The organism is Pseudonocardia charpentierae (assembly GCF_031845345.1).
GTDB classification, from domain to species: Bacteria; Actinomycetota; Actinomycetes; order Mycobacteriales; family Pseudonocardiaceae; genus Pseudonocardia; species Pseudonocardia charpentierae.
Window position 1 is genome coordinate 1 of sequence record NZ_JAVREJ010000036.1, and the last position, 24,708, is coordinate 24,708.

The following is a 24,708-nucleotide window of genomic DNA, read 5'->3' on the forward strand; positions in this document are numbered from 1 at the left end:
CTACTACAACCGCCGCCGGCGGCACTCCACTCTCGACTACTTGACACCAGTCGAATACGAGCTAGGATTCAGAAAACTCACCGACCTGGCAGCCTAAACCGATGTCAATAAAATCGGGAACATTCCACGGTGACGTCGTCGGGGACCGGGACAACAACTCAATGGTAGGCGTGGCCCCGTCGTCTTGCCGGGTGATCCGGCGCCGTGCTGACCCTTCAGCCAGGGTTCCCGGACGGGACCCAGTCACCTCATCGCAATCCTCCGGTGCGGTCACGCCTGATGACGCTGCGGTGGAACCCTGCGCGAGGATCCTCCTGTGAGGATCAACGACTGGTCGTCTGCCGAGCCGGCTGGGCGCTATTGGATGGAGACGACAGGCCGCGACGACATCGGTGTCGATCTGCACGCGCCCGAGCTCAACGGTGCGGGCGGCGATCCACCGCTGGAGTATTAACCGTGCCGCCGGAGGGCCGTACGGTGAACGCGCGAGGGGCGTCCTCCTGAGGAGGACGCCCCTCGGCGGTACTACACGGACAGCGGGTCGGTCAGCGGCTGTTCGGGCGCCGCACGCCGGCGGCCGTGAGCGCGTTGGCCCACGCCTGACGCTGCAGCCCGGCGAAGCTGCCAAACAACTCGGTCCACGCCTGCACGGCGTCCGGCGTCTTGGTCGGCGCGCCGTTGGACGGAACGGTCCAGCCGGTCACCTGCCTGGCCGGTACGGCGGGCTCGGGAGCCCAGCCCTGCTGGCCCTGCGGGCCGGGGATGCCCTGCGGCCCGGGAGGGCCGGCGGGACCGGCCGGGCCCATCGGACCGGGAAGACCCGGCAGCCCCTGCTCACCACGGGGGCCCTGCTCGCCACGCGCGCCCGGGAGCCCGTCCTCGCCACGCGGGCCCTGCTCGCCGCGCTCGCCGGCCGGACCCTGCTCACCCACCGGACCCTTGTCGCCGGTCGGACCCTGCTCGCCGCGCGGACCCGGCACGCCGGCGGAGCCGGTGGGACCCCGGTCGCCGGTCGGGCCCTGCTTGCCGATGAGACCGGCCGGCCCCTGGGCACCGGTCAAGCCCGTCGGGCCCTGCGCGCCGCGCTCACCCATGAGTCCGGGAAGTCCGGTCGGGCCCTGGTCGCCGGTTGCACCCTTGTCGCCGGTTGCACCCTGGTCGCCGGTGAGACCGGTGGGACCCTGGTCGCCGGTGAGACCGGTGGGACCCTGGTCGCCGGTGAGACCGGTGAGACCGGTGAGACCGGTGGGACCCTGGTCGCCGGTGAGACCGGTGGGACCCTGGTCGCCGCGCTCGCCCGTCCGAGCCGAGGAGCGGGTCAGCACCTCGCGCTCAGCAGTGAGCCAGTTGTCCAGGTCACTGCCGGCCCTCGACGAAGCGGCTATTTCCCGCGCCCGGTCGGCGATGAGGCCGGCGAGACCCGTAGAGCCCTGATCGCCGCGGGGGCCCTTCTCGCCGACCACGCTGAGGGCGGCGTCGACGTTGCCCTCGTTCTCGCGTCCGTCGGTTGTGGAAGTGTTTGGTGACTGCTCCATCAATGCCTCATCTCGAGATTTCAAGTGGCCGGCGGTGAGCCGGTCGGGGCCGCGGCGGACGCGTCCGGAACGTGGACGGGCCGGGCCCGCAGGTGCGAACGGGCGGTGCTCAGGCGTCGTGGTGCGCGCGGCTGCCGGCCTTGGCCAGCCCGCGGCTGACCAGGTATCCAACGGTCAGCAGCGTGACGTAGAACCACGCCTTATCGGCGAGGAAGATGGCACCGCGGCCGTCGGAGTCACCGACGGGCCAGGAGGCGATAAGCACACCGAGGACGGCGACGAGGTAGACGGCGAACGCCGTCGTCTTGGAGGCCGGCGTCGTCTCGGTGATGCTAGTAGTGAGAGGCCGCACCGAGCCGGCGACGGAACCAATCGCGGTGTCGTCGCAGAGGGCGTGCGAGGGGGTGTTGACGGTCAAGAAACATCCGATGATCGGGTGCCGAAGCGCAGCTCGGAACGGAGCTACAGAATCGATTCGGCAACGTCTCCCAACATAGGCGTCGCCGGCCTTACCTGCCACGTTGGAGACCCTTGTCGCAACAGGTTTGCGCCCACCGATCTGATGAGTTTGCAAGTGGCTCCGACCTACAACGTTGACCCCGGTAATTGATCTGCTGGGTCGTCGCGCCCACAGATCGGGGTGGCCGCGGCGGGCCGCGATGTGTTGTCCACAGCCCGGGCGGGCTGTGGACAACGACGGGCACTGCAGCGGTGGGGTGCGGGAGCATGCGGGGTGCGGAGCGACGAGGAGAACCGCGGGCCCACACCGGCCGCACGAGCCGACGCCTGGCGGGCGGGGGTGGAGGAGGCGCTGGCCGGGTCGCGGCCGAGCGCGGGATCGACTTCGCGCCGATCCCGGACGCGGTCGCCGCCGCCCTCCCCGGCCTGGCCGACACGGTCGGGCGGCTCACGGCGGGGATGGACGAGCGGGAGCGGCAGTGGCTGGCCCGCCGCGCTGGCCGCGTTGTCCGAGCACGTTCAGCTCGCCAGCCTTGGCGACACCAGAGAGGACACCAACCGGGACGCTGGGCAGGAGGCAGCCCGGTAGCGACCGGTCAGGAAGCCTGCGCGCGGTCGCCGCCGGCTATCGTCTCGTCGCCGAGACCGGTCGGCAGGGCCGCCGCCGCGGGCGTGGGGCCGCCGGTGGTGAGGTCGGTGGAGTGCAGGTCCGGGCGGAGCCGGACGAGGGTGGCGGGGTGGCGCCAGCGGGGGCCGTCGACGGCGGGGTCGACGACGAGCTCCACCACCACCTCGGGCCGCACCTGGGTGTAGGCCAGCGGTTCGGCAGGGCCGCGGCCCCACCGCGACCGGGGCAGCAGCCCCGGCCACGGATGCCCAGGGCCGAGGTGAGGCCGGAGGGCGGCGCCGATGGTGGCGGCGAGGGTGGGGGTGAGGTCGACGGTGCGCCCGGCCACCTGCAGCCGGCCGTGCGGGCCGGGGCGGGCGAGCAGCAGCACCCGCGGTTGCTGGAGGGGACCGAGGACACCGGCGATGACGGCCTCGGCGGTGAGCCGGGTGCGGAGTTTCTGCCAGCCCCGCACCCCCGGCCGGTAGGGCTGGTCGGCCCGTTTGGCGACGACCCCTTCGATGCCCGAGGCGGTGTGCCCGCCCAGCCAGGTGTGCGCGACGGTGGGGTCGGTGGTGGCGGGGGCGAGCACCACCCCGGCGGCAGGCCTTTGGCGAGGAGTCTCTCCAGCGCCGCCCGCCGCTCGAGGTAGGGGAGGGGGCGGAGATCGGTGCCGCGGTGGGCGAGCAGGTCGAACACCACGAACGCCGCCGGTGCAGCAGTAGCGAGCTCGCAGACGCGGGCGGGGCCGGACCGGAGCCGGTCCTGCAGGGCGGCGAAGTCCAACCGGCCGGCCCGCCAGACGACGAGTTCCCCGTCGAGGACCACCCCGCCCTTCCCCAGCCCATGGAGGTTGGTGAGGGTGGCGGTGATGTCGGGAAGGCGCCGGTGAGTGGGCGCAGCTGCCGCGACTGCAACCCCACCCCGCCCCGCCGGTGGCAGAAGGCGAGGGCGCGGAAGCCGTCGAACTTCGGTTCGTCCCGACCTGGACCGTGACGACCTCCTGGCCGGCGGAGGCGCCGACGACCGGTGGCACGGCTCGGCGTCCTACACTCGCGCGGTGTTCTTCGTCTTCGGCCTTGGCACGAAACAGCAGCACCTCGGCCCGGGGGAGACCCGAACCTGCCCGCGTTGCCACAACACCACGCAGCAGACGCGGATGCGGGAGTTCAGGCAGTTCACCGTCTTCTTCGTCCCGGTCCTGCGGTGGAAACGTCGGCTGTTCGAGGTCTGCAGCGTCTGCGGTACCGCCGTCGAGGTCTGACCCGAATCGCGAGTGGCCGCTGAGCTGACCTTCGAGCTCGTCGGCTCGGGCCGGGTCGTCGAGGTTTCGGTAGTGGGCGACGAGGTCGTGTGCTTCGTTGGGTTCACCGGTGAGCGGATTCGTGGGGCGAACGGCAGAACCTGAGTCCCGCTACGTCGGCGGCCCACTACCGCGCAGCCGGTGACCAGCCCGACGCGGCCACACCACGACGCTGGCGAGCCCCGCACGTGTCCACCGACACCATGTCCGGTCGTCCCGCCGACGACGTCGCCCAGCTCGACCGCGCCGACGGCTTCGAGGTCCAGGTCGTCGCCCTCGACACCGACGCGATCGTCGACGCCGAGTTGAACGCCGACCGCATCCGCATCGCAACCCGCAACGGATTCGTCGTCCAGGCCTTCCGGCGCTGACAAGCCATGCGCTCCGCCCGCACCCAACACCGTGTCGAAGTCGGAGATCGCGGGGCCCCAATCGTCCATTGGACGGACACCTGTCAATGACTCTGTCAATGAAGCCCTGTCGTTGGTGTGCAGCGCAGCCACGACAGCCACTACCACCAACAGCTCTGAGATGCCAGTTCACCCCAACGGGCTCGACGCAGCCATCTTTTAATCCGCGCGTTTTGTAGAGAGAGACGTCGCGCTAACGATCGACTCCTGGATCAGTGGGTGGATCGCCACGGGGTTCAAGAACGAGAAGTTCTGTAATCGCTTCAGGCAACGTGTAAAGGCCTAACTCGCGGGCGGAGCGCCGAGGATACGCGCGGCATACGCCACAAGTTCGGTTCGTCGTCTTGTACCGGTCTTCGCGAGCAACCGCTCGACGTGCTTCTCAATTGTGCGTGGTGAGAGAAACAGGCGCTCGGCGATCTCCCGGTTGGCTCTGCCCTCACCGACGAGGACGAGAACGTCGGCCTCCCGGTTGGTGACGCCGAACGCACGCAGCGTCGCGGGCATGTTGGTGTTGCCGCGTCCGCGGCGGGGCACGACGGCCCCGGCCCGGCGGAGCAGTCCACGTACCGCTGCGGCCAACTGTTGTTGCCCTCGGGCCTCCAGCAGGGGGAGGTCCTCGGACGCCCACTTCACCGGGTCGCCCCAGCCGTCGGCGATGGCGGCTGCGGCGGTGAGCCGCCGCGCTTGGAGCCGGTGCCACAGTACGTCGACCGGCTTGCGCAACTGCGAGTCGGCTTCGGCAAAGGCCGCTGCGGCCGCTACCGCGTCGCCGGTACGCCCGAGTGCGACGGCGTCGGCGAATCGGATGAGGCCGCGGTTCCACCGGTTCGTTATTGGATCGGGTGGTGACGGCGGGACCGCTAGGTTGGGGTCGGCGACCAGGCTCAGCAGCACCCAGAGACCAATCCAGGGGGAACCTGTCACCTCGTTGGGTTGGCGGGAATAGGCTTGCATCGCTCGTCTGAGGTGCTCAAGCGCGCGGCTGTTGTCCGCGGCGGTGAGGGAGGCGTGCGCGCGGACTCCCCAGACTTCGCCCAGCAGGTGCAAATCTTCCGGCGCCAGCCGTAGCGCCTCGGCCAGGGAAGTTTCTGCCTCCGCGGGCCGTCCCAGGTCGATCTGCGCTACCCCGGCGAACACCAGCGCCTTGGGCAACGTCGCAAGGCGGAAGCGCCGGGACGCCGACACGCACAGCCGCACCGCCTCCATCATCGGCTCCGGTTCCCACCGGGTGGCGAAGGTGGCGGCGCGTTGCAGGTCCAGCACCGCCACGGCCGCGATATCGCCTAACGACCTTGCCCGTTCCCTGGCCGCGTCGAGGCGGTCCAACCGCAGGCTCTCTTGAGCATCAGAGATGGCGATTTCGTAGAGTGCGCGGGCGGCCACGACGGCGAGTCCGGCGCTCTCGGCGACCGCCTGCGCCCGCTCGAACAGCTCCTCGGACGACGCGAGGTCACCGCGGCGGGCGATCCGGCCCAGCACGAGTAACGCCTGACACATGACCTCCCATGCCCCAGCGCGTTCGCTCGCACCGAACACGTTCGTCGCCAGCCCACGTGCATCGTCGAACCGGGCACCGCCTAACGCAACCTGAGCCGCCGCCAATGTAATCTGCAGCCGGAGATCCTCATCGACGCTGTGCGGGTCGACAGAGTCGATCTGTGCAGCCGCCGCCGTCCACTCGCCCGCGGTCGCGTGTACCCGGGCCAGGCGCAGGTGCGCTTCCGCGAGCGCCCGGTGTGTCCCGGCCGTCCGCCGCAACCGTCGAATGATGCGGGTCGTGACGGTGACCGCGTCGTCCGTCTTGCCCGCCTGGACCAGCACCTCAGAGAGGACCTCGTCGGCGTCCGCCGCGACCGCCGAGTCCTTCGCGACGAGGGCGGCGGCCCGGCGAAGGACGGTTTCCGCGGAGGCGAGAGCGCCCTGGGCCAGGTTGCGGCGGCCTGCTTCAACCAGGATCACCGCACCACGCTCGGCGTCGCCGGCGCGCAGGGCGAGGTCCGCGGCCAGGTCACCCCATTCGCTGTCGAGTTCGGGGTGCGAGGCGGTCACCGCCGCGAAGCCTCGTCGCGCCCACTCCACGCGCTCGGGCGGCAGTAGGGCATCAAGGATGGCATCACGGCTCAGAGCGTGGTGGAACGTGAAGCGGTCACCCTGCTGGGCTTGTACCAGCCCGGCGCGGATGGCGGCCCGTAACGCCGCGTGAACGTCGGCGTCGGTGGTCTGCACCATCGATGGCAGCAGTCGCCAGTCGAACCGTGCGCCGAGCACTGCCGCGGCTTCCACGCAGCGGCGGTGTGCAGGATGCAGGGCGTTGACCCGCCCTGCGACGAGCTCGGCCACCGTGGCCGGGACTACCGCGGCTGAATTTGCGCCGGCGGTGAGCAGCTCCTCGACTAGCAGCGGTATGCCTCCGGTCCGGCGGCGCAGGACAGCGAGCAGGTCAGTGGGCACGTCCGCGCCCAGGCAGGCCACGGCCATCGCGTCGACTTCGCTGATGTCAAGGGATGCGAGCGTCAGCTCCGAACAGGTATGCCGCTCGGCCAGGGCGCGGACGAGCCCTACGGCGGGACAGTGCTCGTCGCGGGTGGTGACAAGGAGCAGCACGCGTTCCTCGGCAAGGTTGTCCGCGAGGTACTCCAGGACGGCGAGCGTTTCGGGATCCGCCCAATGCAGGTCTTCGAGTACCAGTACCAGCCCATGTTCGCCGGCGAGGGCGGCAAGCAGCCGGAGGACGGCTTCGCCTAGCACGACGAGCGAGTCGTCGCCCGTCGTCGCGGTGCGCCACTGGGGGATGAATCGCCCGAGCGCCGGACGGAACGGCACGAGCTCGGGGTCGGTCGGCTCCGGTCTTCGGCGCAGGCCGGCGAGCAGGGCTTCGCCGAGTGGACGGAATGCGGTGCTGCCGCCCGCTTCCACCCCGCGCCCGACCAGCACGGGCATGTCCCACGCCTGGGCTGTGGCCGCCGCTTGGCGTGTGAGGCGCGATTTCCCGATCCCCGGGGGACCCACCAGGGCTAATGTGCCGCCGCGGCCGAGCCGGGCGGCGGCGACCGCGGCCTGCAGCGCGCTGAGCTCGGCGCTCCTTCCGATGATGGTCGGACAGCGCACTGCGGACACCTCGACAGCGTAGGACTCGCTGGGCGTCGGGGATACGTAGTCGGGGCGCGCTAACTACGTACTCGCCCCGATGGCCCAACCGCCGGACCCAAACAAGCTTGTCCTTCACCCACCATTGACAAGGAGGACGAGAAGTGACTGTTCGAACCACCGCTAGCGCCTATGGCCTCGCCCCGGGGGAGGGCCCTGCGCTGTGGCATCTCGGTGCCCTGGCCACGTTCAAGGCCACCAGTGAGACGACTGGCGGGCAGTTCTGGATGCAGGAGATTGTGGGGGAGCGGGGCTATGCCTCGCCGGTGCACCGCCACACCCGCGAGGACGAGGGGATTTTCGTGCTCGAGGGAGCGCTCAGTGTCTACGTGGGTGACGAGGTCATCCGCGCCGAGCCGGGAAGCTTCCTCTGGGCGCCCCGGGAGATCGCCCACGCGTTTTGCGTCGAGTCCGAACGGGCGAAGTTCTTGGCGATGTCGACACCCGGCGGATTCGACCGGTTCTTCTTCGCGACCGGTGAACCCGCCACCACCCTCACTGTGCCTTCGCCCGCGGAGGGGCCGCCTGACATCGAAGCCTTGATCCGAGTGATGGGCGAATACGGCGTCGAAATGATTGGCCCGCCGCCCATTCCACATGACGAGGCTACTGTCTGACACGGAGCCAAGCCTGCCCGCAGTCTGGCCACACCGGGGACGCCGTGCGCTTGCGCCAGCCACAATAGCGCCAGAAGGCGGCCCGTCACTACGTACTTGGTGCGGAACCGCAAAAATTACGTGCAACGCCGATCATGGCATTCACGTCGCTGTCAATCTGGGTTGGCAAAAATCCTTCTGATCAACGAAAGGACATCACCATGAGCGTGGCCAACCTTCTCGTGGACCTCGGTCCTTAAGACGACGCCCACCTGTTCATCAACGCGCGGCGCGTGGTCAGCGTCGGGCTGGGCGAGACCCGGCAGTTCCTACGCGACCTGCAGGACGGCGACTACAACGTCCGGCTGCAGGTCATCAACTCGGGTGCCTGGGCGTGGCAGGCCAAGCTGCGCCTGGTGGTGAGAACGGGGACGAGCTCGTCAACATCGAGCAGACAGGCGGGACGGGGCCCGTCTACACGGGCGACGTGTACAACGGCGAGTGGCAGTTCCGGATCCTCCACGGCAAGGTGTCCGAATTCTCCTGATCACGGCGAGCCGGGCGCCGGCTGCGGAGGCGGCGCCACGGCGGCCCGACGCGAACGCGAACGAGTTCCGTCCGTCGGGTGCGCCCGGTCTTGGGGAGCCCGGGCGCAGCCAGCCCACCGAAGATCAGTAGACGGGCTCGTGAATCACAGGGTTAGCGTGATGCACTCTCTCGGTCCTGCTACACGGCCGTGGCATAATCCTCGGCGGGCCCGCGGAATGCCCCACGCTTATGACCGATCACAAGAGATCACGGGCGACCCGCCCGAGTACGAACAACCTGCTCGACCTGCCGCAACGTATAACAGCTGACCGCCAATGAACCGGGTAGAGCAGCGGACCACAGATCCGTCAGGTTATTGGTTCGAGTCCCTCGCCGCTTGCTTGCGCTGGTAAGGGTGGCAGCAGCGGCACGTCGGTGGTGTCGGGTGGGGTGTGTGCCACGTTCAGAATCATGGACAGCATGGTGAAGTAGCCGACGAGGCTTACCAGTTCGACGATGCCGCGCTCGCCGAAGGCGGTGACGGCGTCGTCATAGCTGGCGTCGCTGAGGTCGTGGTGGGTGAGTAGTTCGTGCACGAGGTCGATGACGCGGCGCTCGTCGTCGGGTGGTGCGGGCGGTCGCCGGCCGTGGCGTAGCGCCTCCACGGTCTGGGGTGCGACGCCGGCCTGCAGGGCGAGTGGGACGTGGACGGTCCATTCGAACTGTTGGGTCCAGGTGCGGGCGACGACGAGGGTGGCGAGCTCGGTGAGCCGGGCGGGCAGCACGCTGTGGAAGCGCAGTACCTCACCGACCTTCTGTATCCGGGTCAGCAGCTCGGGGCTGCGCATCAGTGGGATGAACGGCCCGCGTACCGCCTTGCGCGGGCCGGCGATCAGCTCCTCGGCGGCCGCCCGCTGGTCGGGGTCCATCGTCTCGAGCGGTAGCGGGGGCATCCGGTCGGTGGCCGGCGTCGTGGGTGGGGTCGTCACGGCGGTGTCCTTTCAGTCGGTGGGGAAGGAGGAGGGCGGCGGCGGCGAGTAGTACCGCGGCGGCGAGCACGCTGGGAGCGGCGAGGTCATCGCCGCGGACGAGCAGCGGACCGACGAGTTGCCCGACCGCGAACGCGGTGGTCATGGCGGCGATGAGACGGGTGGCCCGGGGGGCGACCTGCCTGGCGGCCCGCATCGCGGCGAGGGTGGCGACCATGAAGGTGGCACCCACGGCCACCGCCGCCACCGCGACTGCGGGCAGGCCCGGCCGCGCCACCGGCGCCAGCACGCCGGCGGCCATCACCGTGTGGGCGAGCGCCCAGACTCGCAGCGGGCCGTAGCGGTGCAGCAGCGGGGCCGCGGCAAGGGTGGATACGGCGGCGGAGACCCCGAAGATCGGCCAGACCCAGCCGAAGACGGCGGGGTCGGGTACCAGATCGCGTGCCGCGGCGGGCAGGAACGTGGCGGGCAGGATGTAGCCGAGGCCAAGGGCGGCGTAGCAGAGCACGAGCCGGCGCGGCGTCGCGGTCGGGGTGGGTCGAGCCGACGAGGGCAGAGGTTCGGGAGGTCCGGGAGTGCGCGGCGGCGCGGGCGGCTGTTCGCGCGTTGGCCGCCAGGCCGTCGCGGCCAGGACTGCGGCGAGGGCACCGAGCGCGATCCAGGCCGCGTTCGCGGACCCGGCCAGCTGTCCCACCGCGAGGACCAGCAGCCCGGCCAGCGCGATGCCCGACCCCACGCCGGCGTAGCTACCGGCGGCGACTGTAAGCAAGGAGACGCCCACGAACACCGCGGCGCTGGCAGCCCCGGCGCCGAAGCGAAGCAACACCCAGCCTGAGAAGTTCGGCACCAGGGCCATCGCGGCGGTGAGCACCGCAACGGCCGCGAGGCCGACGCGCACCAGCACCACACGGCGCGGTCGCCACAGCGTGCACGCCACCGCCCCGGCCAGGTAACCGGCGTAGTTCGCGGCCGCCAACATGCCGCCCGCAGCGAGTGAGAGGCCCGACTGCTGCTGCATCAGCGGCAGCACCGGGGTGAACGCGAACCGACCGATACCCATGGCCGCGGCGAGGGCGAGGAAACCAGCGAGGGCGGCACGCACGCCCCCGGATGCTAGGTTCGCTTGACGTTCGACGACAGCGATGATCGGAGAACCGTTCGTTCTCGAGATGAGAAAGGTCTGGGCATGGAGCTCGCTGACCTGCGAGTGTTCACGACCGTGGTCGAGGAGGGTGGCATCGCGGCCGCGGCGCGGAAGCTGCACCGGGTGCCGTCGAGTGTGACCACGCGGGTGCAGCATCTCGAGGCCGCGCTGGGGGTGCGGCTGTTCGTGCGCGAGCGGCAGCGGCTGCACCTGTCGGCCGAGGGGGAGCGGCTGCTCGATTACGCCGACCGCCTACTGCGGCTCGCCGACGAGGCGCGCAGCGCCGTCGCCGGTCGGCCGGGTGGGGTGTTGCGGTTGGGCGCCCTGGAGAGCACCACGGCCAGCCGCCTACCCGCGGTGCTGGCGCGGTTTCACCGCGTCTGCCCGGATGTGCGGGTCGAGCTCACCACGGGCACCAACGACGTCCTGACCGCTGCCATGGCCGAGCGCCGGCTCGATGCCGCCTTCGTCGCCGAGGCCCCTGCTTCGTCCGTGTTCGACCACCTGCCGCTCTTCGCCGAGACCCTGGTCGTCATCACCGCGCTCACCCATCTGCCGGTGACTTCGGCGCGCGACGTGTGCGACGACTCGGTCATCGCCTTCCCTCACGGGTGCGCATACCGCCGGGTGCTCGAGCGCTGGCTCGGGCCCGGCAGTCTCCAGCGCCGACGCGTGCTCGAGCTTGCCTCGTACCACGCCATCGTGGCCTGTGTCGCTTCTGGCACCGGGGTAGCCGTGATGCCCGAGTCGGTTCTCGACGTACTCGACGCCGCCAACGTGCAACGCCACTGCCTGCCTCGCGCGCACGCTCAGGTCGTCACGCCACTCCTCTGGCGCCGCGCCGACACCCCACCCGCGGTGACAGCGCTACGGCAGATGCTGGCCGAACCCACGCTCCCGCCCCACCGGGCCGCGACGATTGCAGGCCGAGCAGCCACTCGATGACCGCATCGAAACAGTCGCGTCCGCCTCTCCAGGCGCGCCGGACGTAGGGCTGGCCCCTCGTGCATCTGCACGGCGTGGAGTCATGGCGTGCTTCTGTGAGGTTCAGAAGATGAGGATCGAATCCCTTCGGGCGCACACATAGAGCCGGGTTTGGGTGTCGTCAGGATGACGACGACGGGGTGCTCGACGGCATCCCGACCTGGAGCGTGACGACCTCCTGGCGGCAGGGGCGCCGGCGGCCCGGGCACGGCTCGGCGCCTTCTTCGTCTTCGGCCTCGGCACGAAACAGCAGCACCTCGGCCCGGGGGGGACCCGAACCTGCCTGCGTTGCCACAACACCACGCAGCAGACCCGGATCCGGGAGTTCAGGCAGTTCACCGTGTTCTTCGTCCCGGTCGCGCGGTGGAAACGTCGGCTGTTCGAGGCCTGCAGCGTCTGCGGTACCGCCGTCGAGGTCTGACCCGAATCGCGAGTGGCCGCTGAGCCGACCTTCGAGCTCGTCGGCTCGGGCCGGGTCGTCGAGGTTCCGGTAGCGGGCGACGAGGTCGTGTGCTTCGTCGGGTTCACCGCGAGCGGATTCGCGCGGCCAACGGCAGAACCTGAGTCCCGCTGCCACCGGTATACGGGGAAGACCGAGACCTCGCTGCGGATGGTGCCGCTGCCGCGGTTCGGGCCGGCGCTCGTGACAAATCGCGATCGGGCCGAGGCTTCCACCGGACGCCGAGCGAGTAGCGGCCGGCGCCGTTGTGTCAGAGGTGGTCGACAGGCTCCAGTGTGGGGAACATGCGCAGATGGCCGGCGGGAGACCATTCGGCCAGCAGCAGTGTGGCGTCAGCCTGGAGTTGCCCCCGCTGGTGCTTGAGCACGGCGACGGTCAACCGGCGCAACGTCTCCGGCGCGGAGACGTTCGCCGCCGCGGCGTGCTCGGTCAGCTCGACCAGGCGCTCCTCGCCGAAGAACGCGCCGTGTTCGTCGCGGGCTTCGGTGATGCCGTCGGAGTACATCAGGAGCCGGTCACCGGGTTCGAGCTGCTCGCGGACGACCAGCGCCGGTCCTGGGGCTGTTGCCGTGAGCACCCCCAGCGGGAGCCGGTGTGGCCCGGTCAGGCTTTTGACGACCTTGCCGTCCCGCACCAGCAGCGGGGGCATGTGCCCGGCGTTGAGGTACTCCAGCACGCCGGTGGCGGTGTCGAGCCGGGCCAGGACCGCAGTGGCGAACTGCAGTGGACCCCGCTGTGCGGCGATGAGTTCGTCGGACCCTGGCCGGGTTGATGGGCCACATCGTGGCGACCAAGACCGTCAACAGCGACCGGCTACGGCGGTGGCGCAGCAACGGGACGCTCTCGGCGGCCTCGGAGTTGCTGTGGCAGTAGCGGAGAGACCGACCTGGTCGCGATCGCGGCACGTGCTCGCGCACCCCATCTAGCGTGGCGCTGCGGCCGTCGAACCCGACCCGCATCACCCCCAGGCGGTCGGTGCCGTCGATCACCGGCACCCACAGCACCAGCGCGCCATCCGCACCGGTTCCGGGCAGGATCTCCCCGAGTTGGTAGGCGCGTCCGGTCCGGCCGTGGTGCCTTCCAGCTCGAGCTGCGCGCCCGGAGCCGGCCGCAGGTTGGTCAGGACGCGCTGCGCGGTGTCGGCGACCAGTACGTCGGCGGTGAGCCCGAGCGGGCGCACCGCGTCGTCCAGCACCACGGACAGCTGCTCACCGATGGCCAGGTGCGCGGCGTCGATGACGTGCGCAAGCACGGCCTCCCATACTGCGGTCAGATCGTTGTCCCCGCTCACCCCCGGAAGCTACCGGTCGCGGCCGTCGACCTGCGTAGCAGTGAGCCTTGCCACCGGCCCGGCGGCCACGCCCCGGACTACGTTCCGACAACCGACGGCTTGAGTGCACCACCAATGAACGGGCCGGGGGTGCGTCCCCGAGACGCACCCCCGGCCCAGTAGTCGCTCGTCCCGCTCCCCAGCGACAGAGCGACTCACGTCCTCGAGGTCGGTATGCCCAGCGCCCCGACCGGTCAACCAACCGACACCGCTCAGATTCGTCAGCGCCTGCGGTCCGGCGCGGTCAGGGGAAACGCTGCAGGGCACAACTCGGCGGGTCACGCGGCGCTGCGCCGCAGTTCGGACTTGGCCACCTCGATGTGGGATCCCTGCTGGTCGAGCTGGTCAGCACCCTCGGCGGGGTCCACGCCGGCCTGGGCGGCGAAGCCGGGGTCGTGCGCCGCGATCGGGCCGGTGAAGTCGACGCGATCGCCCTGCTGCACCACGTAGCCGGACTCGCCGGTGCCGCTGAGCTGCACCCACACCCGGTCGGTCTCGCTGGTCCCGGCCCAGAAGCCCTCGTCGGCGGGAACGGACTGCACCAGCACCCCGCGGGCGGTGGCCGTCCTACCGACCTGAGAGGTCAGCTCCCCATTGGGCCCGGCGACTTGCGCGACCGGAAGCAGCGAGGTGCCGTCCGCGGTCAGCGCACCCTGCACGACCGCTCCGGCCCCAGCCGCGGCGCCCGGCAGCCCGGCTGGGCTAGGCCCGCCGGTGGCGGCGTCGAGTTCAGGCGCTGGGGTGTTGGTCGAACCGGTGGTTCCGGCTGCGGTGCTTGCGGGGTCGTCGCTGTTGCCGCACTGGGTCAACCCGAGCAGCAGCAGTGCTAGCGCGAGCAGCGCGAGCAGCGCCCAGAGCCACCAGGGTTTGCGCCTACGTGCCGCCTGCGCGCGCGTCGCCCCGGTCGTGTCGGATTTTGGATGGCTCATCGCGGTCCTTCCAGATGGCTGCCGGGCTTACCACCGGCGGCGATGTGACTGTCATTGCTCGGTCATCATTCGGTTGAGTCGGTCGAGCAGGTCCTCGAGTGCTTGCTCGAACTCTGGCGCGGCGCGGTCTTCGGACAGTTCGACCTCGAGTCGTTTGACGTGCTGGAACCTGTTGAGGCGAGAGACTGGTTGGCGTGAGAATCCTTGGCCTCGGCTTCCTCCGGCGGCTTCTCGGCCGGAGAGGCCTGGACGCTGAGGAGGCTGACCTCGTGCAGGAGGTGTCCGAGTAGGAAGCTGGAGAAGGCCCGGTAGGCCACCACCACGCGAACGTCGCTGAAGCCCTTCGAGCTGAGCATGGCGAGGAATTCCTCGACGACCCGCAGGCTGCGCAGCGGCGGTCGCAGCCACGGCGCGGCCGGGTGCCGTGTCGCGAGCAGTGGGAAGGCGTTGGGGTGTGTGCGGCTCAGTTCACGGACGCCGTGGGCGAGCCAGCGGAGGTAGACCTGCCAGCCGTCGGTCGGCTGCAGCGGTGCCTGACCGGGGCGCAGGTGCAGGTGGGCGACCATCTGGTCGACGATGCCTTCGAGGAGGTCCTGCCGGCCGTTGACGTAGCCATACAGCGACATCGCCTCGACTCCGAGCTCCTCGCCCAGGCGCCGCATCGTCAGCGCTATCAGGCCACGCCGGTCGACGAAGTCGATCGCGGTCTCGATGATCCGCTTGCGAGACAGGGGCGGACGGCCGGGCGCCCCGGGACCGGTGCGCGCCGTGTCGGCGGCCTTCGGCTCGGTACTCGTCGCCGCCTCCTTCCCTCGCTCGACGCGCCTGATCCACAGCTCGCGCAGGGCGAAGCCTCGCCGGGGGTCGGTCGTTGCCGGCGCTCGTTCTGAGGCGGTGTGCGAGTGCAATCCAGGGCGGCGCCGCCGACTGGCTACGGCAGCTGCCCGGTACCGGGTCGTGAGACCGCGGTACCGGGCCGTGCTGCTGTGTTCGGTCAGGCTGTTCGGTCAGCGGCTGTGGGCGTCGCGGTGACCGCGGCCGGGCCACAGCTTGGCGCCGATCGAGCCGCCCAGGGCGGCGGCGACCATCGACAGTCCCAGGCCCAGCGCGGTCGCGCCGGCGGTCTGCTGGGCGTTGCGCGTGGCCTCGGTGAGGTCGACGCCGGCGCCGGCGGCCCGCAGGTCGACGAACTGGGTGGCGGTGTCGGCGAGCGATCCGACGAGGGCGCCGCCACCGACGAGCGCGATCCCCAGCAGGGCGATCACGGTGGCCGCCCAGGTCACTACGCCGTTGACCATGCCGTCGTTGGCCCGGTGCCACAGTGCGGAGGCACCGGCAGCGGCGCCGCCGAGGAAGAAGGCGATCAGGGCAAGTACCTCGCTGACGATCGCCCGGGTGCTGCCGCCGGCGCCGTTGATGCCCAGGTCGAGCCAGCCCAGGGCGAAGAACAGCAGCTGCAGGACGATGTAGATCGACAGGGTGGTCAGGACCCCGGTCCACACCGCGCCCCAACGGATGCGGTCGTGCCGCACGTCGGTGTTGACGGGCGGTGTCCACGAGCGGTCGTCGGTGTCGACTCCGGCGCGGGAGACGCCGTGACCTGTGGCGCTGTGGCTGGTGGCACTCTGCTCGGCGTTGTGGCTCGTGGCCCCGTTGCCGGTGGTGTCGGCTCTCGTGGCGCCGGTGTCCGCATTCGCGGTCATGTCGTTCCCCTCCGATGGTGCTGTCGTTCGTGATGTGCCGTCGGGACGGCAGGTGAAGTGCTGGGTTGTCCGCGGCTGGGCCCGCGGCTGAAGGGGCCGGTGGACGGGCAGCTCCCTGCCCACCGGCCCCAGCGGTCGAGCCGGTCAGCGGCGGTCGGTGCGACCGTCGGTGTCGAGCTCGATCTCCTCCTTGCGGACCTGGCCGCCGACCGTCTCCTGCTCGGTGACGGTCTGCTTGCCCAGCCGGACCCGCTCGACGGCGACGGCCTCGGTGTCGACCACAGGGCGCTCGGCGTGCAGCGTGACCTCGTGCTCCTCCTCGGAGAGGGCCGGGCCGTCGTAGGCGGCGCCGCGGTTGGCGTCGGTGATGGGCTCGCGCTCGAGGGTGACCTCCTCGTGCGAGACCGGCACGGTCGTCTGCTGGTGCTCGGTAACCACGTGCTTGCGCAGCCGCGCCTTGCCGGCAACCTGGGTCTCGGTGCCGACCCGGAGGTGCTCCTCCGAGCGGGTCATCGCGTTGTCGGTGGTCGGCCCGGAGGTGTCGCGACCGACGGTGCCGGGGGCGTCGTTGTCGGCGGCGTCACGCCCAGCCTGCCGGCCTGCGGTCTGGCCGGCGCCGTAGTCCACCCCGTAGTAGCGGTAGAGCTGCTGCTCCTCCTGCGGCGACAGGTGACCGTCCTCGGCGATCTTCGGAGCGTCCTTCACCTTGGCCTTGTCGTAGGCCACCGCAACCCGGCCACCGTTGAAATCCGCGCCCGACACCGGCACGAAGCTCTCGTGGGTGCCGAAGAAACCGGTGTTGACCGTGACCCACGTCGGCTGGCCGGTGGCGTCGTCGTAGTAGAGCTGACCGACCTTGCCGATCTTGTCCCCGTTACGGTCGTAAGCGGTTGCCCCGACCACGTTGCGCAGCTGGTCCTGAGTGATCATCTCGCCGTTCCCCTTTGATCGTTCGGTGCACGCCGGCGAGGTGCATTCCATGCCAGCCTTACGTCGTAAGGCTTACCCCATAAGGCTGCGCCGAACCCGCAGGCCACGTGACCCGAGTCATGACTGGGGCGAACCCGGGGATCGTCCCGCGACGCCCGGCGCCTTTTCTCTGCCGATCTTTCAGACACAAGATCAGGGCGCGATGAATGGGCGATGCGGTGGAAACGGGCATGCGCAGCACCGCAAATGCCCAGTGCCGGGAAGCCCAGCGCGTCACCTTCAGCCGTTTCATCGACCGCTGCCCTGTCGGTCGCCGGGTAGCTCGGGCTTGGGGAAGTGGTGCGGGGGCGTTCACCAAGAATCGCCGGCCCGGTGCGGCACCGTGCCGGTGCTCCTCACAGGTCGTGAGAATTGCAGCGCTCCGCGGCGCAGTTCGGTGCCGTCGACCTCCATCTGTCTCGGCGGTGGAGTTTCGAGAGAACGCCGGCTGGGAGATCGGGGACCGGTTGCGGACCGACTGGTGGGGGGCGGCGGCCCTGGGCGGAACGCCGAGGAGCATCAGCTGTGTGCCGGCCCGATGGAGGCGGTGGTGCACGTCGAGCAGCACGACCGCCCGGCGGCTGCGACCACTGTTACCCCGGGAGGTTGGCGGTCACGACGTCGGTCGTGGTGACGGCGCTGGTGGTGAGGTCGGTCTTGGCGTGCCTAGCTGCGAGTGCCGTCCGGGTGGCGCGGACGTGGTCGCCGACGAGCTCCCTTCCCCGTTCCTGCAGTCGTGCGGCCTGCGGGTTCTGCGTGACCGCGGCCGTTGACGTAGCTGAGTCAACCGGCGCTGCCCGTCGGGTTGGGCGAGGTAATAGCCGATGCCGACGGCGATACCGTGGCTGATCAAGCCGTTGGCGTGTCGCCCGATCTGGCGGCCGGTGCGGCTCACCGGTCGGTCGACGTGCGCAGTCGGCGAGCTCGTCGACCATCTCCTCGGCCAGGCATCGCCGCCTGTGCGACCGTCTGCGTGGCCTCGGTGCATTCCCGCAGCCGATCCCGGTCGCGGTCCGGTCTGAGGGGAACGGCGGCGAGCAGCCGTTCGATGACGTCGTCCACCGTGTCGTCACGCCGCGAGTTGATCGGAATTTACGCGGGCTAGCTCAGACGACGGCATCGGTATCGGTGGTGTCGGCGGCTTCGGTGGTATTGGCGTCGAGGTCGGTGGCACGGGCGGACCGTGCGGCATGTGCGGCATGTGCGGCACGCGCGGCGCCGGCAGCGGCTGCGCGGGTCGCGGCAGCGCCGATGGCGCTGACAGCGCCGACCGGGCCGGTAGCGGCGGTGCCTGCGGCTCGCAGCAACTTCCCGGGCTTGGTGGAGACCCCCGGCAGTTGCTGGCCGGGTCGCTGCTGCTCTCCGTGTAGCGAGGTGAGGACCGTGAGGGTCCCGGTGAGAGCGGGGATCAGCCACTGGCAGACGGCGAGGCGCTTCTGGATCTTGGCGATGTCGGGCGGCGTGGTCGGGGACGGGTCGGTCCCGCCCTCGACCGGAACCCCGTCGGCCTGCTGAAGCTTCTTGCCCAACGCGCGGCTGTAGGCGGTGACCGCGAGCGCGGCGCCGGTCACCGCCAATTTGGCCGTGGTCGAGGCGCCCACCCCGCTCTGCGCCGCGACGCGTCCGCGGTTCGCTGCCAGCAGCCCGGCCCCGCCGACCAGGTGCGCGCCGATCGCGGCGGCGTTGACCGGTGTCCAGCGGGCCCAACCGGCATTGGCGACCCGCAGCCGCTGGACCGGGTCCGTGACGTCGGCAGCGGCCCCGTTGACGGCGACCGCACCGGCGAGGGAGCCACCGAACCAGGCGCTAAGGCCGAGGTCGTGGAGGCTCCGAACGAGCGTGTTGCGTTCTGACATCAGGAGATCCTCGCGTCGTGAAGTAGAAGCTGATCAAACGGGGCGTCAGCCGGGGCAGCGTCGATACCAGTTGGCTGCCCTGGCGGTACTACGGGGAGGCCGTGGAGCCGCACGACGCACCCACCACGACGCGTGACGGACCAGAACCGAACTCGGTCAGTTGCGTTTCTTACCGCGCCGCCGCCGAGTGCTGTCAGTGGTGGTGACATCACCGGTGTCGAGGTCGATCTGCTCCTTGCGGACCTCGCCGCTGACGGTCTCCTGCTCGGTGACGGTCTGCTTGCCCAGCTGGACCCGCTCGACGGCGACGGCCTCGGTGTCGACCACCGGGCGCTCGGCGTGCAGCGTGACCTCGTGCTCCTCCTCCGAGATCGCCGGGCCGGTGTAGGCGTCGCCGCGGTTGGCGTCGGTGATCGGCTCGCGTTCGAGGGTGACCTCCTCGTGCGAGACGGGCACGGTGGTCTGCTGGTGCTCGGTGACGACGTGCTTGCGCAGCCGGGCGCGGCCCGCCTCGCGGGTCTCCGTGCCGACGCGGAGCTGCTCCTCGGAGCGGGTCATGGCGTCGTCCGTGGTCGGGCCGGAGGTGTCGCGGCCTACGATGCCGGTCTCGTCGGCGCGGTCGTGGCGGTCGCGGCCGGTGGTGACCGTGTCGGTGCGGCCGGAGTCGACGACGCCGTCCCCACGGGTGGAGTCATACCCGCTGCTAGAGATGCCGTAATGGCGGTAGAGCTCGTCCTCGTCGGTCGGGCTGATCGAGGCGTCGGGGTCGTGGTGCGGGGCGGTTCTGAGCGCGTCCTTGCTGAACGGCACGGTGAGCGTGCCGTTGTTCCAGGTGCCCTGCGACAGCGGCACCAGGGAGACGTGGCTGCCGAACAGCCCACTCTTGACCGCGGCCCACTCGGGCCGGTCGGTGTCGTTGTCGAAGTAGATCGCGTCGACCTTGCCGAGCTTCTGCCCGTCGCCGCCCATGACGGGTGCGCCGGTCATGCTGCTCGGGTCGGACATGTTGGCGATGGTCATGCTGTTATCCCTTCCGCGGCGCGGTGCGCCGTGGGTTGTCGTGCAGGGCTCCGTCCTCGAACGACGACGGAGCTGGTGCCGCGCGGTCATGACAGTGCATGGCCGAGCGGTGCTTCTGTGCCCGGCCCGACTGCGGCCCCCAGTGACCGCCGTGCACCGCCACGGGCGAGCGGCTCGGACAGCTCGCAGCCGACCGCTCGGCTCAGGGAGCGGTTGTGGCCGCCGACCCCGGCCGACTACCGCGCGGATCGGGCTAGCGGAGTGTCGTCGAGCTTGTCGGCGAGCTCGCGCAAGGAGTCGAACACCCGCTCGGCGCCGGCGTCGGTGAGCTCTTCGACGGAGAAGCCTCCGGTGCGCACGGCCAGCGATGGGACGTCGAGTTTGCCGGCGGCGATGCAGTCCCACGTTGAGTCGCCGATCATCACCCCCGACGCACCGTCCACCTTTTCCAGCGCGGTCGCCACGAGGTCGGGTTCGGGCTTACTGGCCTCGACGTCGTCCGAGGTCGTGTATGCGTCGGCGAGGGACTTCCCGTCGATCAGGTCGAGGAAGTGGTCGACGTGCTTGGACTGGCCCGAGCTCGCCAGCACCAGCCGGAAACCACGAGACTTCACGGCCTCCATCAGGTCATGCGCGCCGTCGAAGGGCCGCACCTCGTCGATCATCTTGTCGAACTCCTCGACCCATGCCTCCCGCAGCTCAGAACCGTGCCGCCGCTCGATCTCGTCACCGCCGACATGAGCGATGATCTGGTCGCCGCCCATGCCGATCGCCCGATGCAGCCGCCACATCGGCAGTGTGATGTCGAAGTGGCGGAAAGCGCGATAGAGAGCCAGGGCGTGCTGGTAGTTGGTGTCGACGAGGGTGCCATCGACGTCGAAGATCGCAGTGTCGGCCACGTGTTGAGCTCCTGTGCTGTCGATGCGAACTGTGAACGAGATCAGTGACACGCGAACAGTCGACCCGAGCCGCTGACCATGACGCACCGCGCACCGCGAGGCGGCCGGTCGAGATCAGACGGGGCGCACTCCGAAGACGATGACCTCGCGTTCGAGGTCGTAGAAGACCTCGCTGCTCGCGGAGAGCCAGTCGAAGAGATTGTCGGCGTCGTCGACGTTGACCGTCAGGACGACCTCCGACGCGCCGTTGTCGAGCACGAGCTGGAACAGATAGGTGCCGGGTTCCCCGGGGCCGGACAGCGAGAAGTTCGGCTGCCAGTGGGTGACCTTGCGAATCTTAATCGTGCTGCGACCAATATCGCTGGCACCCGACCCCTGCTCGGTAGTTGTCATGACGATGACTCCCCTCCTTGATGCGTCAGCCGTGCTGAGACACCAGCACGACGGCCCGATCCGCGGCTGCGGACGAGGCCGCTTACGTTGTAAGGCGTACCCCGCGCGGACGAACCGACCGCTGTTGACTGAGTGAGCTGTGTCACAGGACGGCGACGCGTCCATACTTAGAGCCTGCGGGCCGGTGTTCATCGCTTCTGGTCATGCCCAACCGTGACGGTCTTGCACCGTTGGTCGCGGCACTGCCCGGGCGGGAGCGCCTGTTCCTGCTGCCACGGTTCTTCGACGGACTTGCCCAGACCGAGATTGGTGGCGCCGGACGTGCGGGTGGGTACGGCCGGTCCGGAGGAGATGGTCATGGCTGCCGGGTGTGCCGGGTGCCGCCAGGGCCGGGTCGTGTGGTGGCCCCCGGCGCGTGTGGGTCGTTCGGTGGCCGCTCTGACGTGGCGGCGGGGGGTCACGGGGTCCCGGTTCTCGTCGGGCCTGGGGTGCCGGTGTGGTCGAGGTCGACGACCTCCCGGCGGACCTGCCCGCTGACCACTTGCTCGGCGGTGATCACGCGGCGGACCAGTCGGACCCGTTCCACCGCCACGACCTGCTTGGTGACCACGACGCGCTCCTCGTAGCGGACAACCTCGACGAAGTCGTCGAGGAGCCCCGCGCCGTCGGGGATCTGCTCGGTCATGGGGATCTCGGCGTAGTCGAGTTCGACCTCCTCGCGGGTGACCGGGACGGTGAACGTCTGATCCTCGGTCACCAGGTACTTGCGCAGCCGGACCCGGGCCACGGGAACGGCTTCGGTGGCGACCAGCAGGCGTTCCTCCGACCGGACCAGCGAGCGGTCCTTGGTCGTGTGCGGGGCTGTCCCGAGCGGGGACCGCTCGATGTCGCGGTCGGTCATGGTGTGCCTTTCCTGTCGAGCCCCACCCGGTCGGACGAAACGGCGTCCCACCCGTCGGATCAGGGCGGTGGTGCTGGAGGAGCGGCACCGGAGGAAGAGGGACGAACCGTGCGGGGACGGAACGCCGTCTCCGACCGGCAGCGTCATCCGGCGCCGGAGGGTCAGCGGCGGTCGTCCGGCCGGTGATCTGGTCGGCGGCGGTGCGGAACGACCCGCGTGCCGTACCGGCCTCAACCCAGGAGGCCACCCAGGCCTCCTGCGCCGGACCCGCCGCCCATCATGCGGCGGGCGGCCATCGCCGCGATCCCGGCGAGCGCGGCCTTCATCACCGGGTTGCCTCCGCCTTGCCCCGCGCCCTGTCCGCCGCCGAGCAAGCCGCCCAGGCCGCCGCCGGCGCCCGCCTCACCGCCACCGAGCAGACCTCCGAGCCCGCCCCCGCCGCCGAGCAGGCTTCCCAGCCCTGCCCCGCCGCCCGTGCCGCCGAGCAGGCTCGACAGCAGGTCGGGGTTCTGCTGGTGGACGGTGCTGGTCATCGCCGCCAGGGAGTCCGGATCAGTCGACCGGCCGTCCCAGCCGTGGCCGATTCCCTGCTGGTCCGCCGCCGTGCCGAGCTGCTGGGCATATAGCTCGCGCTCGTCCGGCGCCATGTTCGCCAACGCGTCGCGGGCGGAGTCTCGATACGTGGCGGGGTCGACCTCCCCGGCGACCTGCCCGTAGCGGCTCACGGCCTCGTCGTCACTGATCCCGTCGTACGGGGCGCCTTGGGAGTAGCGGTCGGCGAACTCGCGGAAGGACTGTTGCTGCTCCCCGCCGCCCATCAACTCGTCGAGCAGGCCCATCGTCGACTTCCTTTCACTCAACACGTCGGTCCGGCTGCCTACCGGGCACCGGGTACGTTCTCGCCGGACCGTCCGCCGACGGCGGTCCCGGCAGGGGTGGAACACGTGACGAACTGCGCCCACATCAGCGCATGCTCCACACCCCGGGCGAAGTCGCTCCGGTCCGGCGTCGCCCCGTAGATCAGCGCCTCGGCGGCCGCGAGCTCCCGCACGATCGCCCGAGCCGAGTTGGGGCGACCGGCGACCTCACCGGCGACCTCACCGGTGGCCTCACCGGTGGCCTCTCCGGTGACAGGGCCGGGCCCGCCGTCGAGCAGCCAGCACAACGCCGCCGAGGCGCCGAGCTCGAACGCACCCACCGGCCCGGCCGCGTCTCCACGCAATGCCGACACCTGCGCAGCGAGGACCTCCCGGTCCCGCAGTCCGGTTCCAGCCACCATCGGGCGCCTCCGATCTGCAGTGACTGCCGGTCGACCTGCCAGGTCGACGCCGCTTACGCTGTAAGGGCTACCCCTGCCCGGGGATGTGAACCGGGTTCCGCGGCGTCGGTGACCAGGATTTTCCGAGCCGCTGGACGGAACACCGCGTACCGCGCGGTCCTCGTGCAGAGCCGGTGCCGGAAGGCGTTCACCCGTTCCGGGGAGGAACCCGCGGGATCCGGCGCAGCTGCTCCTGACGGGTGGTACCGGTCCACCGGCGATCTGGTACGAGGCGGTCCTGCAGGTCTTCCGTCGCGACGATCCCCGTATCGCTACACCGCCGTCCGCGGACGGCTAATGATCCCGAGCGGGTGATCAAGCACGGTAACTTCGTGGAGCCATTCGTGCTGGCGCCGATATAAGCCGTGGTCCCCGAGAGCGCTTCCTCCCGCGCTTGCAAGGGCCTGGCCGTGGAGTCATTTGTGGTGCGAACTGCAGTCAACCCGGGCGGCGTTGCTGAGCCTGCTGATGCTCGGTGCGTGGCTGTTGTTGCAGGTAGAGGCCGGAGTAGATGGGAACCGCTCGCCTTACACCCGAGCGGTCGCAGGTTCGAACCCTGCCGCGCCCACCGTGTGTGATGTCGCGGGACATCGTGCACAGGTGTCTCGCGACATCGTTCACGGTCGGGCTTGTGGTTGGTAGTCCCGGCTGCCGCGGCCACCGCGCAGTGCTCGCTTGCCGATCTCGACTGCCCGGGTGCCGATGTGGGTGCGTCGTGAGATGTCGTAGGCCAGGCGTAGGAGCGGGGATGAGATGAGTTCGACCTGCTCTGGGTAGAGGTACACCTCGCCGCCGAAGGTCGTCTTGAACTGCTCGGGTCCGGTCAGTGCCACGGTCCGTTCGGGGTGGCCCGCGAGGAGCTGGCGAGCGGGCTCCGCGCGGAGGCCGCCGAGGTCGTAAGTGTCGTAGCCTCGGGACTTCGCCCAGAGCATCGCGTGCCAGACCGTCGCCGCGGACGCGCCGCTGCTGCGTGCTCGTTCCGACCGGTCCATTCCGGAGATGCGTCAGGTCGATCCGGACCGAGGCCGCGGGTGCGATGCCCGCGGTCGAGGGCCGGAACCCGCGCTTGCGCAGGCCCGCGCTGACGTCGTCCCGCGTTCGAGCACGAGGGCGCCGCCGACGAGCCGGCCGTCGGTGCGGGCGAGCAGGTACAGCGGCCGGAACCGGCGTCGTAGCGGATCCGCGCCCACGCCGACAGCTGCGCGACGTCGGCGCCGGGCACAGT

Annotated in this window: 28 protein-coding genes and 1 pseudogene; 8 read left to right on the top strand and 21 right to left on the bottom strand. The window is 70.2% G+C overall.

Translation table 11 applies throughout. The features are described 5' to 3' along the window. Together RM445_RS32600 and RM445_RS29100 are read left to right on the top strand one after the other, a co-directional pair. A partial coding sequence (locus RM445_RS32600) for an IS3 family transposase (RefSeq protein WP_397469430.1) occupies positions 1-97 on the top strand: 97 nt, incomplete at its 5' end. Between the two features lie 219 nt (positions 98-316). Then, complete coding sequence (locus RM445_RS29100) at positions 317-454, top strand: hypothetical protein (protein ID WP_311560070.1); 138 nt, start codon at positions 317-319, stop codon at positions 452-454. A gap of 91 nt (positions 455-545) precedes the next feature. Here RM445_RS29100 and RM445_RS29105 read toward each other — a convergent pair whose 3' ends face one another. From RM445_RS29105 to RM445_RS32605, 4 genes and pseudogenes are all read right to left on the bottom strand, one after another. Next, positions 546-1,535, bottom strand: a complete 990-nt coding sequence (locus RM445_RS29105; protein ID WP_311560071.1) for a collagen-like domain-containing protein — start codon at positions 1,533-1,535, stop codon at positions 546-548. A 109-nt stretch (positions 1,536-1,644) separates the two neighbouring features. Beyond that, positions 1,645-1,953 carry a hypothetical protein gene (locus tag RM445_RS29110; RefSeq protein WP_311560072.1) on the bottom strand — a complete coding sequence of 103 codons (309 nt, stop codon included), beginning with the start codon at positions 1,951-1,953 and terminating at the stop codon, positions 1,645-1,647. A 637-nt stretch (positions 1,954-2,590) separates the two neighbouring features. Beyond that, positions 2,591-3,193: a hypothetical protein gene (locus tag RM445_RS29115; protein ID WP_311560073.1), complete on the bottom strand. Its 603-nt coding sequence runs from the start codon at positions 3,191-3,193 to the stop codon at positions 2,591-2,593. A gap of 35 nt (positions 3,194-3,228) precedes the next feature. After that, positions 3,229-3,543, bottom strand: a pseudogene (locus RM445_RS32605) (ATP-dependent DNA ligase); the annotation flags it as partial. A 118-nt stretch (positions 3,544-3,661) separates the two neighbouring features. Between RM445_RS32605 and RM445_RS29120 the strand changes: the two are divergent. Together RM445_RS29120 and RM445_RS29125 are read left to right on the top strand one after the other, a co-directional pair. Next, positions 3,662-3,865, top strand: a complete 204-nt coding sequence (locus RM445_RS29120) for a zinc-ribbon domain-containing protein (protein WP_311560074.1) — start codon at positions 3,662-3,664, stop codon at positions 3,863-3,865. A 227-nt stretch (positions 3,866-4,092) separates the two neighbouring features. Further along, positions 4,093-4,275, top strand: coding sequence for a hypothetical protein (locus RM445_RS29125; protein WP_311560075.1), 183 nt, complete (start codon positions 4,093-4,095; stop codon positions 4,273-4,275). Positions 4,276-4,596: 321 nt separating this feature from the next. On the opposite strand, the gene RM445_RS29130 is transcribed toward RM445_RS29125, so the two are convergent. Beyond that, positions 4,597-7,434 (bottom strand): ATP-binding protein, encoded by a 2,838-nt coding sequence (locus RM445_RS29130; protein ID WP_311560076.1) that lies wholly within the window; start codon positions 7,432-7,434, stop codon positions 4,597-4,599. Between the two features lie 134 nt (positions 7,435-7,568). Here RM445_RS29130 and RM445_RS29135 point away from each other — a divergent pair, with 134 nt between their 5' ends. Then, positions 7,569-8,081, top strand: a complete 513-nt coding sequence (locus tag RM445_RS29135) for a quercetin 2,3-dioxygenase (RefSeq protein WP_311560077.1) — start codon at positions 7,569-7,571, stop codon at positions 8,079-8,081. A gap of 373 nt (positions 8,082-8,454) precedes the next feature. Further along, complete coding sequence (locus RM445_RS29140; protein WP_311560078.1) at positions 8,455-8,607, top strand: hypothetical protein; 153 nt, start codon at positions 8,455-8,457, stop codon at positions 8,605-8,607. Between the two features lie 349 nt (positions 8,608-8,956). Here the strand turns inward: RM445_RS29140 and RM445_RS29145 are convergent, their stop codons facing one another. Both RM445_RS29145 and RM445_RS29150 read right to left on the bottom strand, forming a co-directional pair. Beyond that, complete coding sequence (locus RM445_RS29145) at positions 8,957-9,436, bottom strand: carboxymuconolactone decarboxylase family protein (RefSeq protein ID WP_311560079.1); 480 nt, start codon at positions 9,434-9,436, stop codon at positions 8,957-8,959. Continuing rightward, positions 9,393-10,679, bottom strand: coding sequence for a YbfB/YjiJ family MFS transporter (locus tag RM445_RS29150; protein WP_311560080.1), 1,287 nt, complete (start codon positions 10,677-10,679; stop codon positions 9,393-9,395). The genes RM445_RS29145 and RM445_RS29150 overlap by 44 nt, the downstream gene beginning before the upstream one ends. 84 nt (positions 10,680-10,763) lie before the next feature. On the opposite strand from RM445_RS29150, the gene RM445_RS29155 reads away from it, so the two are divergent. After that, entirely contained in the window at positions 10,764-11,666 is a 903-nt protein-coding gene (locus RM445_RS29155; protein ID WP_311560081.1) for a LysR family transcriptional regulator, read from the top strand. 322 nt (positions 11,667-11,988) lie between these two features. Continuing rightward, positions 11,989-12,126: a zinc-ribbon domain-containing protein gene (locus tag RM445_RS32610; RefSeq protein ID WP_397469431.1), complete on the top strand. Its 138-nt coding sequence runs from the start codon at positions 11,989-11,991 to the stop codon at positions 12,124-12,126. A 289-nt stretch (positions 12,127-12,415) separates the two neighbouring features. Here RM445_RS32610 and RM445_RS29160 read toward each other — a convergent pair whose 3' ends face one another. The 14 genes from RM445_RS29160 to RM445_RS29225 all read right to left on the bottom strand — a co-directional run bounded on the left by RM445_RS29160 (position 12,416) and on the right by RM445_RS29225 (position 24,475). After that, complete coding sequence (locus RM445_RS29160; protein ID WP_311560107.1) at positions 12,416-12,910, bottom strand: PP2C family protein-serine/threonine phosphatase; 495 nt, start codon at positions 12,908-12,910, stop codon at positions 12,416-12,418. Positions 12,911-13,150: 240 nt separating this feature from the next. Beyond that, positions 13,151-13,456 (bottom strand): hypothetical protein, encoded by a 306-nt coding sequence (locus RM445_RS29165; protein ID WP_311560082.1) that lies wholly within the window; start codon positions 13,454-13,456, stop codon positions 13,151-13,153. Between the two features lie 317 nt (positions 13,457-13,773). Next, entirely contained in the window at positions 13,774-14,424 is a 651-nt protein-coding gene (locus RM445_RS29170; RefSeq protein WP_311560083.1) for a hypothetical protein, read from the bottom strand. Positions 14,425-14,489: 65 nt separating this feature from the next. Then, a complete protein-coding gene (locus RM445_RS29175; protein WP_311560084.1) occupies positions 14,490-15,332 on the bottom strand; it encodes a TetR/AcrR family transcriptional regulator C-terminal domain-containing protein in 843 nt (280 codons plus the stop codon). A gap of 99 nt (positions 15,333-15,431) precedes the next feature. Further along, positions 15,432-16,127, bottom strand: a complete 696-nt coding sequence (locus RM445_RS29180; RefSeq protein WP_311560085.1) for a hypothetical protein — start codon at positions 16,125-16,127, stop codon at positions 15,432-15,434. A gap of 144 nt (positions 16,128-16,271) precedes the next feature. After that, the gene (locus tag RM445_RS29185) at positions 16,272-17,057 is read right to left on the bottom strand and encodes a PRC and DUF2382 domain-containing protein (RefSeq protein ID WP_311560086.1); all 786 of its coding nucleotides are present in this window, start codon (positions 17,055-17,057) and stop codon (positions 16,272-16,274) included. A gap of 1,145 nt (positions 17,058-18,202) precedes the next feature. Beyond that, positions 18,203-18,952, bottom strand: a complete 750-nt coding sequence (locus RM445_RS29190; RefSeq protein ID WP_311560087.1) for a hypothetical protein — start codon at positions 18,950-18,952, stop codon at positions 18,203-18,205. Between the two features lie 156 nt (positions 18,953-19,108). Then, complete coding sequence (locus RM445_RS29195; RefSeq protein ID WP_311560088.1) at positions 19,109-19,972, bottom strand: PRC and DUF2382 domain-containing protein; 864 nt, start codon at positions 19,970-19,972, stop codon at positions 19,109-19,111. Between the two features lie 236 nt (positions 19,973-20,208). Next, positions 20,209-20,871, bottom strand: a complete 663-nt coding sequence (locus tag RM445_RS29200; protein WP_311560089.1) for an HAD family hydrolase — start codon at positions 20,869-20,871, stop codon at positions 20,209-20,211. 114 nt (positions 20,872-20,985) lie between these two features. Next, on the bottom strand, positions 20,986-21,264 hold the full coding sequence (locus RM445_RS29205) for a hypothetical protein (protein ID WP_311560090.1): 279 nt from the start codon (positions 21,262-21,264) through the stop codon (positions 20,986-20,988). A gap of 457 nt (positions 21,265-21,721) precedes the next feature. Further along, positions 21,722-22,165, bottom strand: a complete 444-nt coding sequence (locus RM445_RS29210) for a DUF2382 domain-containing protein (RefSeq protein WP_311560091.1) — start codon at positions 22,163-22,165, stop codon at positions 21,722-21,724. A gap of 230 nt (positions 22,166-22,395) precedes the next feature. Then, on the bottom strand, positions 22,396-23,004 hold the full coding sequence (locus RM445_RS29215; protein ID WP_311560092.1) for a hypothetical protein: 609 nt from the start codon (positions 23,002-23,004) through the stop codon (positions 22,396-22,398). A gap of 38 nt (positions 23,005-23,042) precedes the next feature. Next, entirely contained in the window at positions 23,043-23,444 is a 402-nt protein-coding gene (locus RM445_RS29220; protein ID WP_311560093.1) for a hypothetical protein, read from the bottom strand. 656 nt (positions 23,445-24,100) lie between these two features. Further along, positions 24,101-24,475, bottom strand: coding sequence for a hypothetical protein (locus RM445_RS29225; RefSeq protein WP_311560094.1), 375 nt, complete (start codon positions 24,473-24,475; stop codon positions 24,101-24,103). Between the last annotated feature and the right edge of the window lie 233 nt (positions 24,476-24,708).

Coding starts and splice junctions, on each gene's coding strand:
- RM445_RS29220 (WP_311560093.1), bottom strand. CDS start 23,444: ATGGTGGCTGGAACCGGACTGCGGGACCGGGAGGTCCTCGCTGCGCAG.
- RM445_RS29190 (WP_311560087.1), bottom strand. CDS start 18,952: ATGTCAGAACGCAACACGCTCGTTCGGAGCCTCCACGACCTCGGCCTT.
- RM445_RS29195 (WP_311560088.1), bottom strand. CDS start 19,972: ATGACCATCGCCAACATGTCCGACCCGAGCAGCATGACCGGCGCACCC.
- RM445_RS29170 (WP_311560083.1), bottom strand. CDS start 14,424: ATGAGCCATCCAAAATCCGACACGACCGGGGCGACGCGCGCGCAGGCG.
- RM445_RS29185 (WP_311560086.1), bottom strand. CDS start 17,057: ATGATCACTCAGGACCAGCTGCGCAACGTGGTCGGGGCAACCGCTTAC.
- RM445_RS29155 (WP_311560081.1), top strand. CDS start 10,764: ATGGAGCTCGCTGACCTGCGAGTGTTCACGACCGTGGTCGAGGAGGGT.
- RM445_RS29210 (WP_311560091.1), bottom strand. CDS start 22,165: ATGACCGACCGCGACATCGAGCGGTCCCCGCTCGGGACAGCCCCGCAC.
- RM445_RS29145 (WP_311560079.1), bottom strand. CDS start 9,436: ATGCGCAGCCCCGAGCTGCTGACCCGGATACAGAAGGTCGGTGAGGTA.
- RM445_RS29205 (WP_311560090.1), bottom strand. CDS start 21,264: ATGACAACTACCGAGCAGGGGTCGGGTGCCAGCGATATTGGTCGCAGC.
- RM445_RS29215 (WP_311560092.1), bottom strand. CDS start 23,004: ATGGGCCTGCTCGACGAGTTGATGGGCGGCGGGGAGCAGCAACAGTCC.
- RM445_RS29225 (WP_311560094.1), bottom strand. CDS start 24,475: ATGGACCGGTCGGAACGAGCACGCAGCAGCGGCGCGTCCGCGGCGACG.
- RM445_RS29180 (WP_311560085.1), bottom strand. CDS start 16,127: ATGACCGCGAATGCGGACACCGGCGCCACGAGAGCCGACACCACCGGC.
- RM445_RS29105 (WP_311560071.1), bottom strand. CDS start 1,535: ATGGAGCAGTCACCAAACACTTCCACAACCGACGGACGCGAGAACGAG.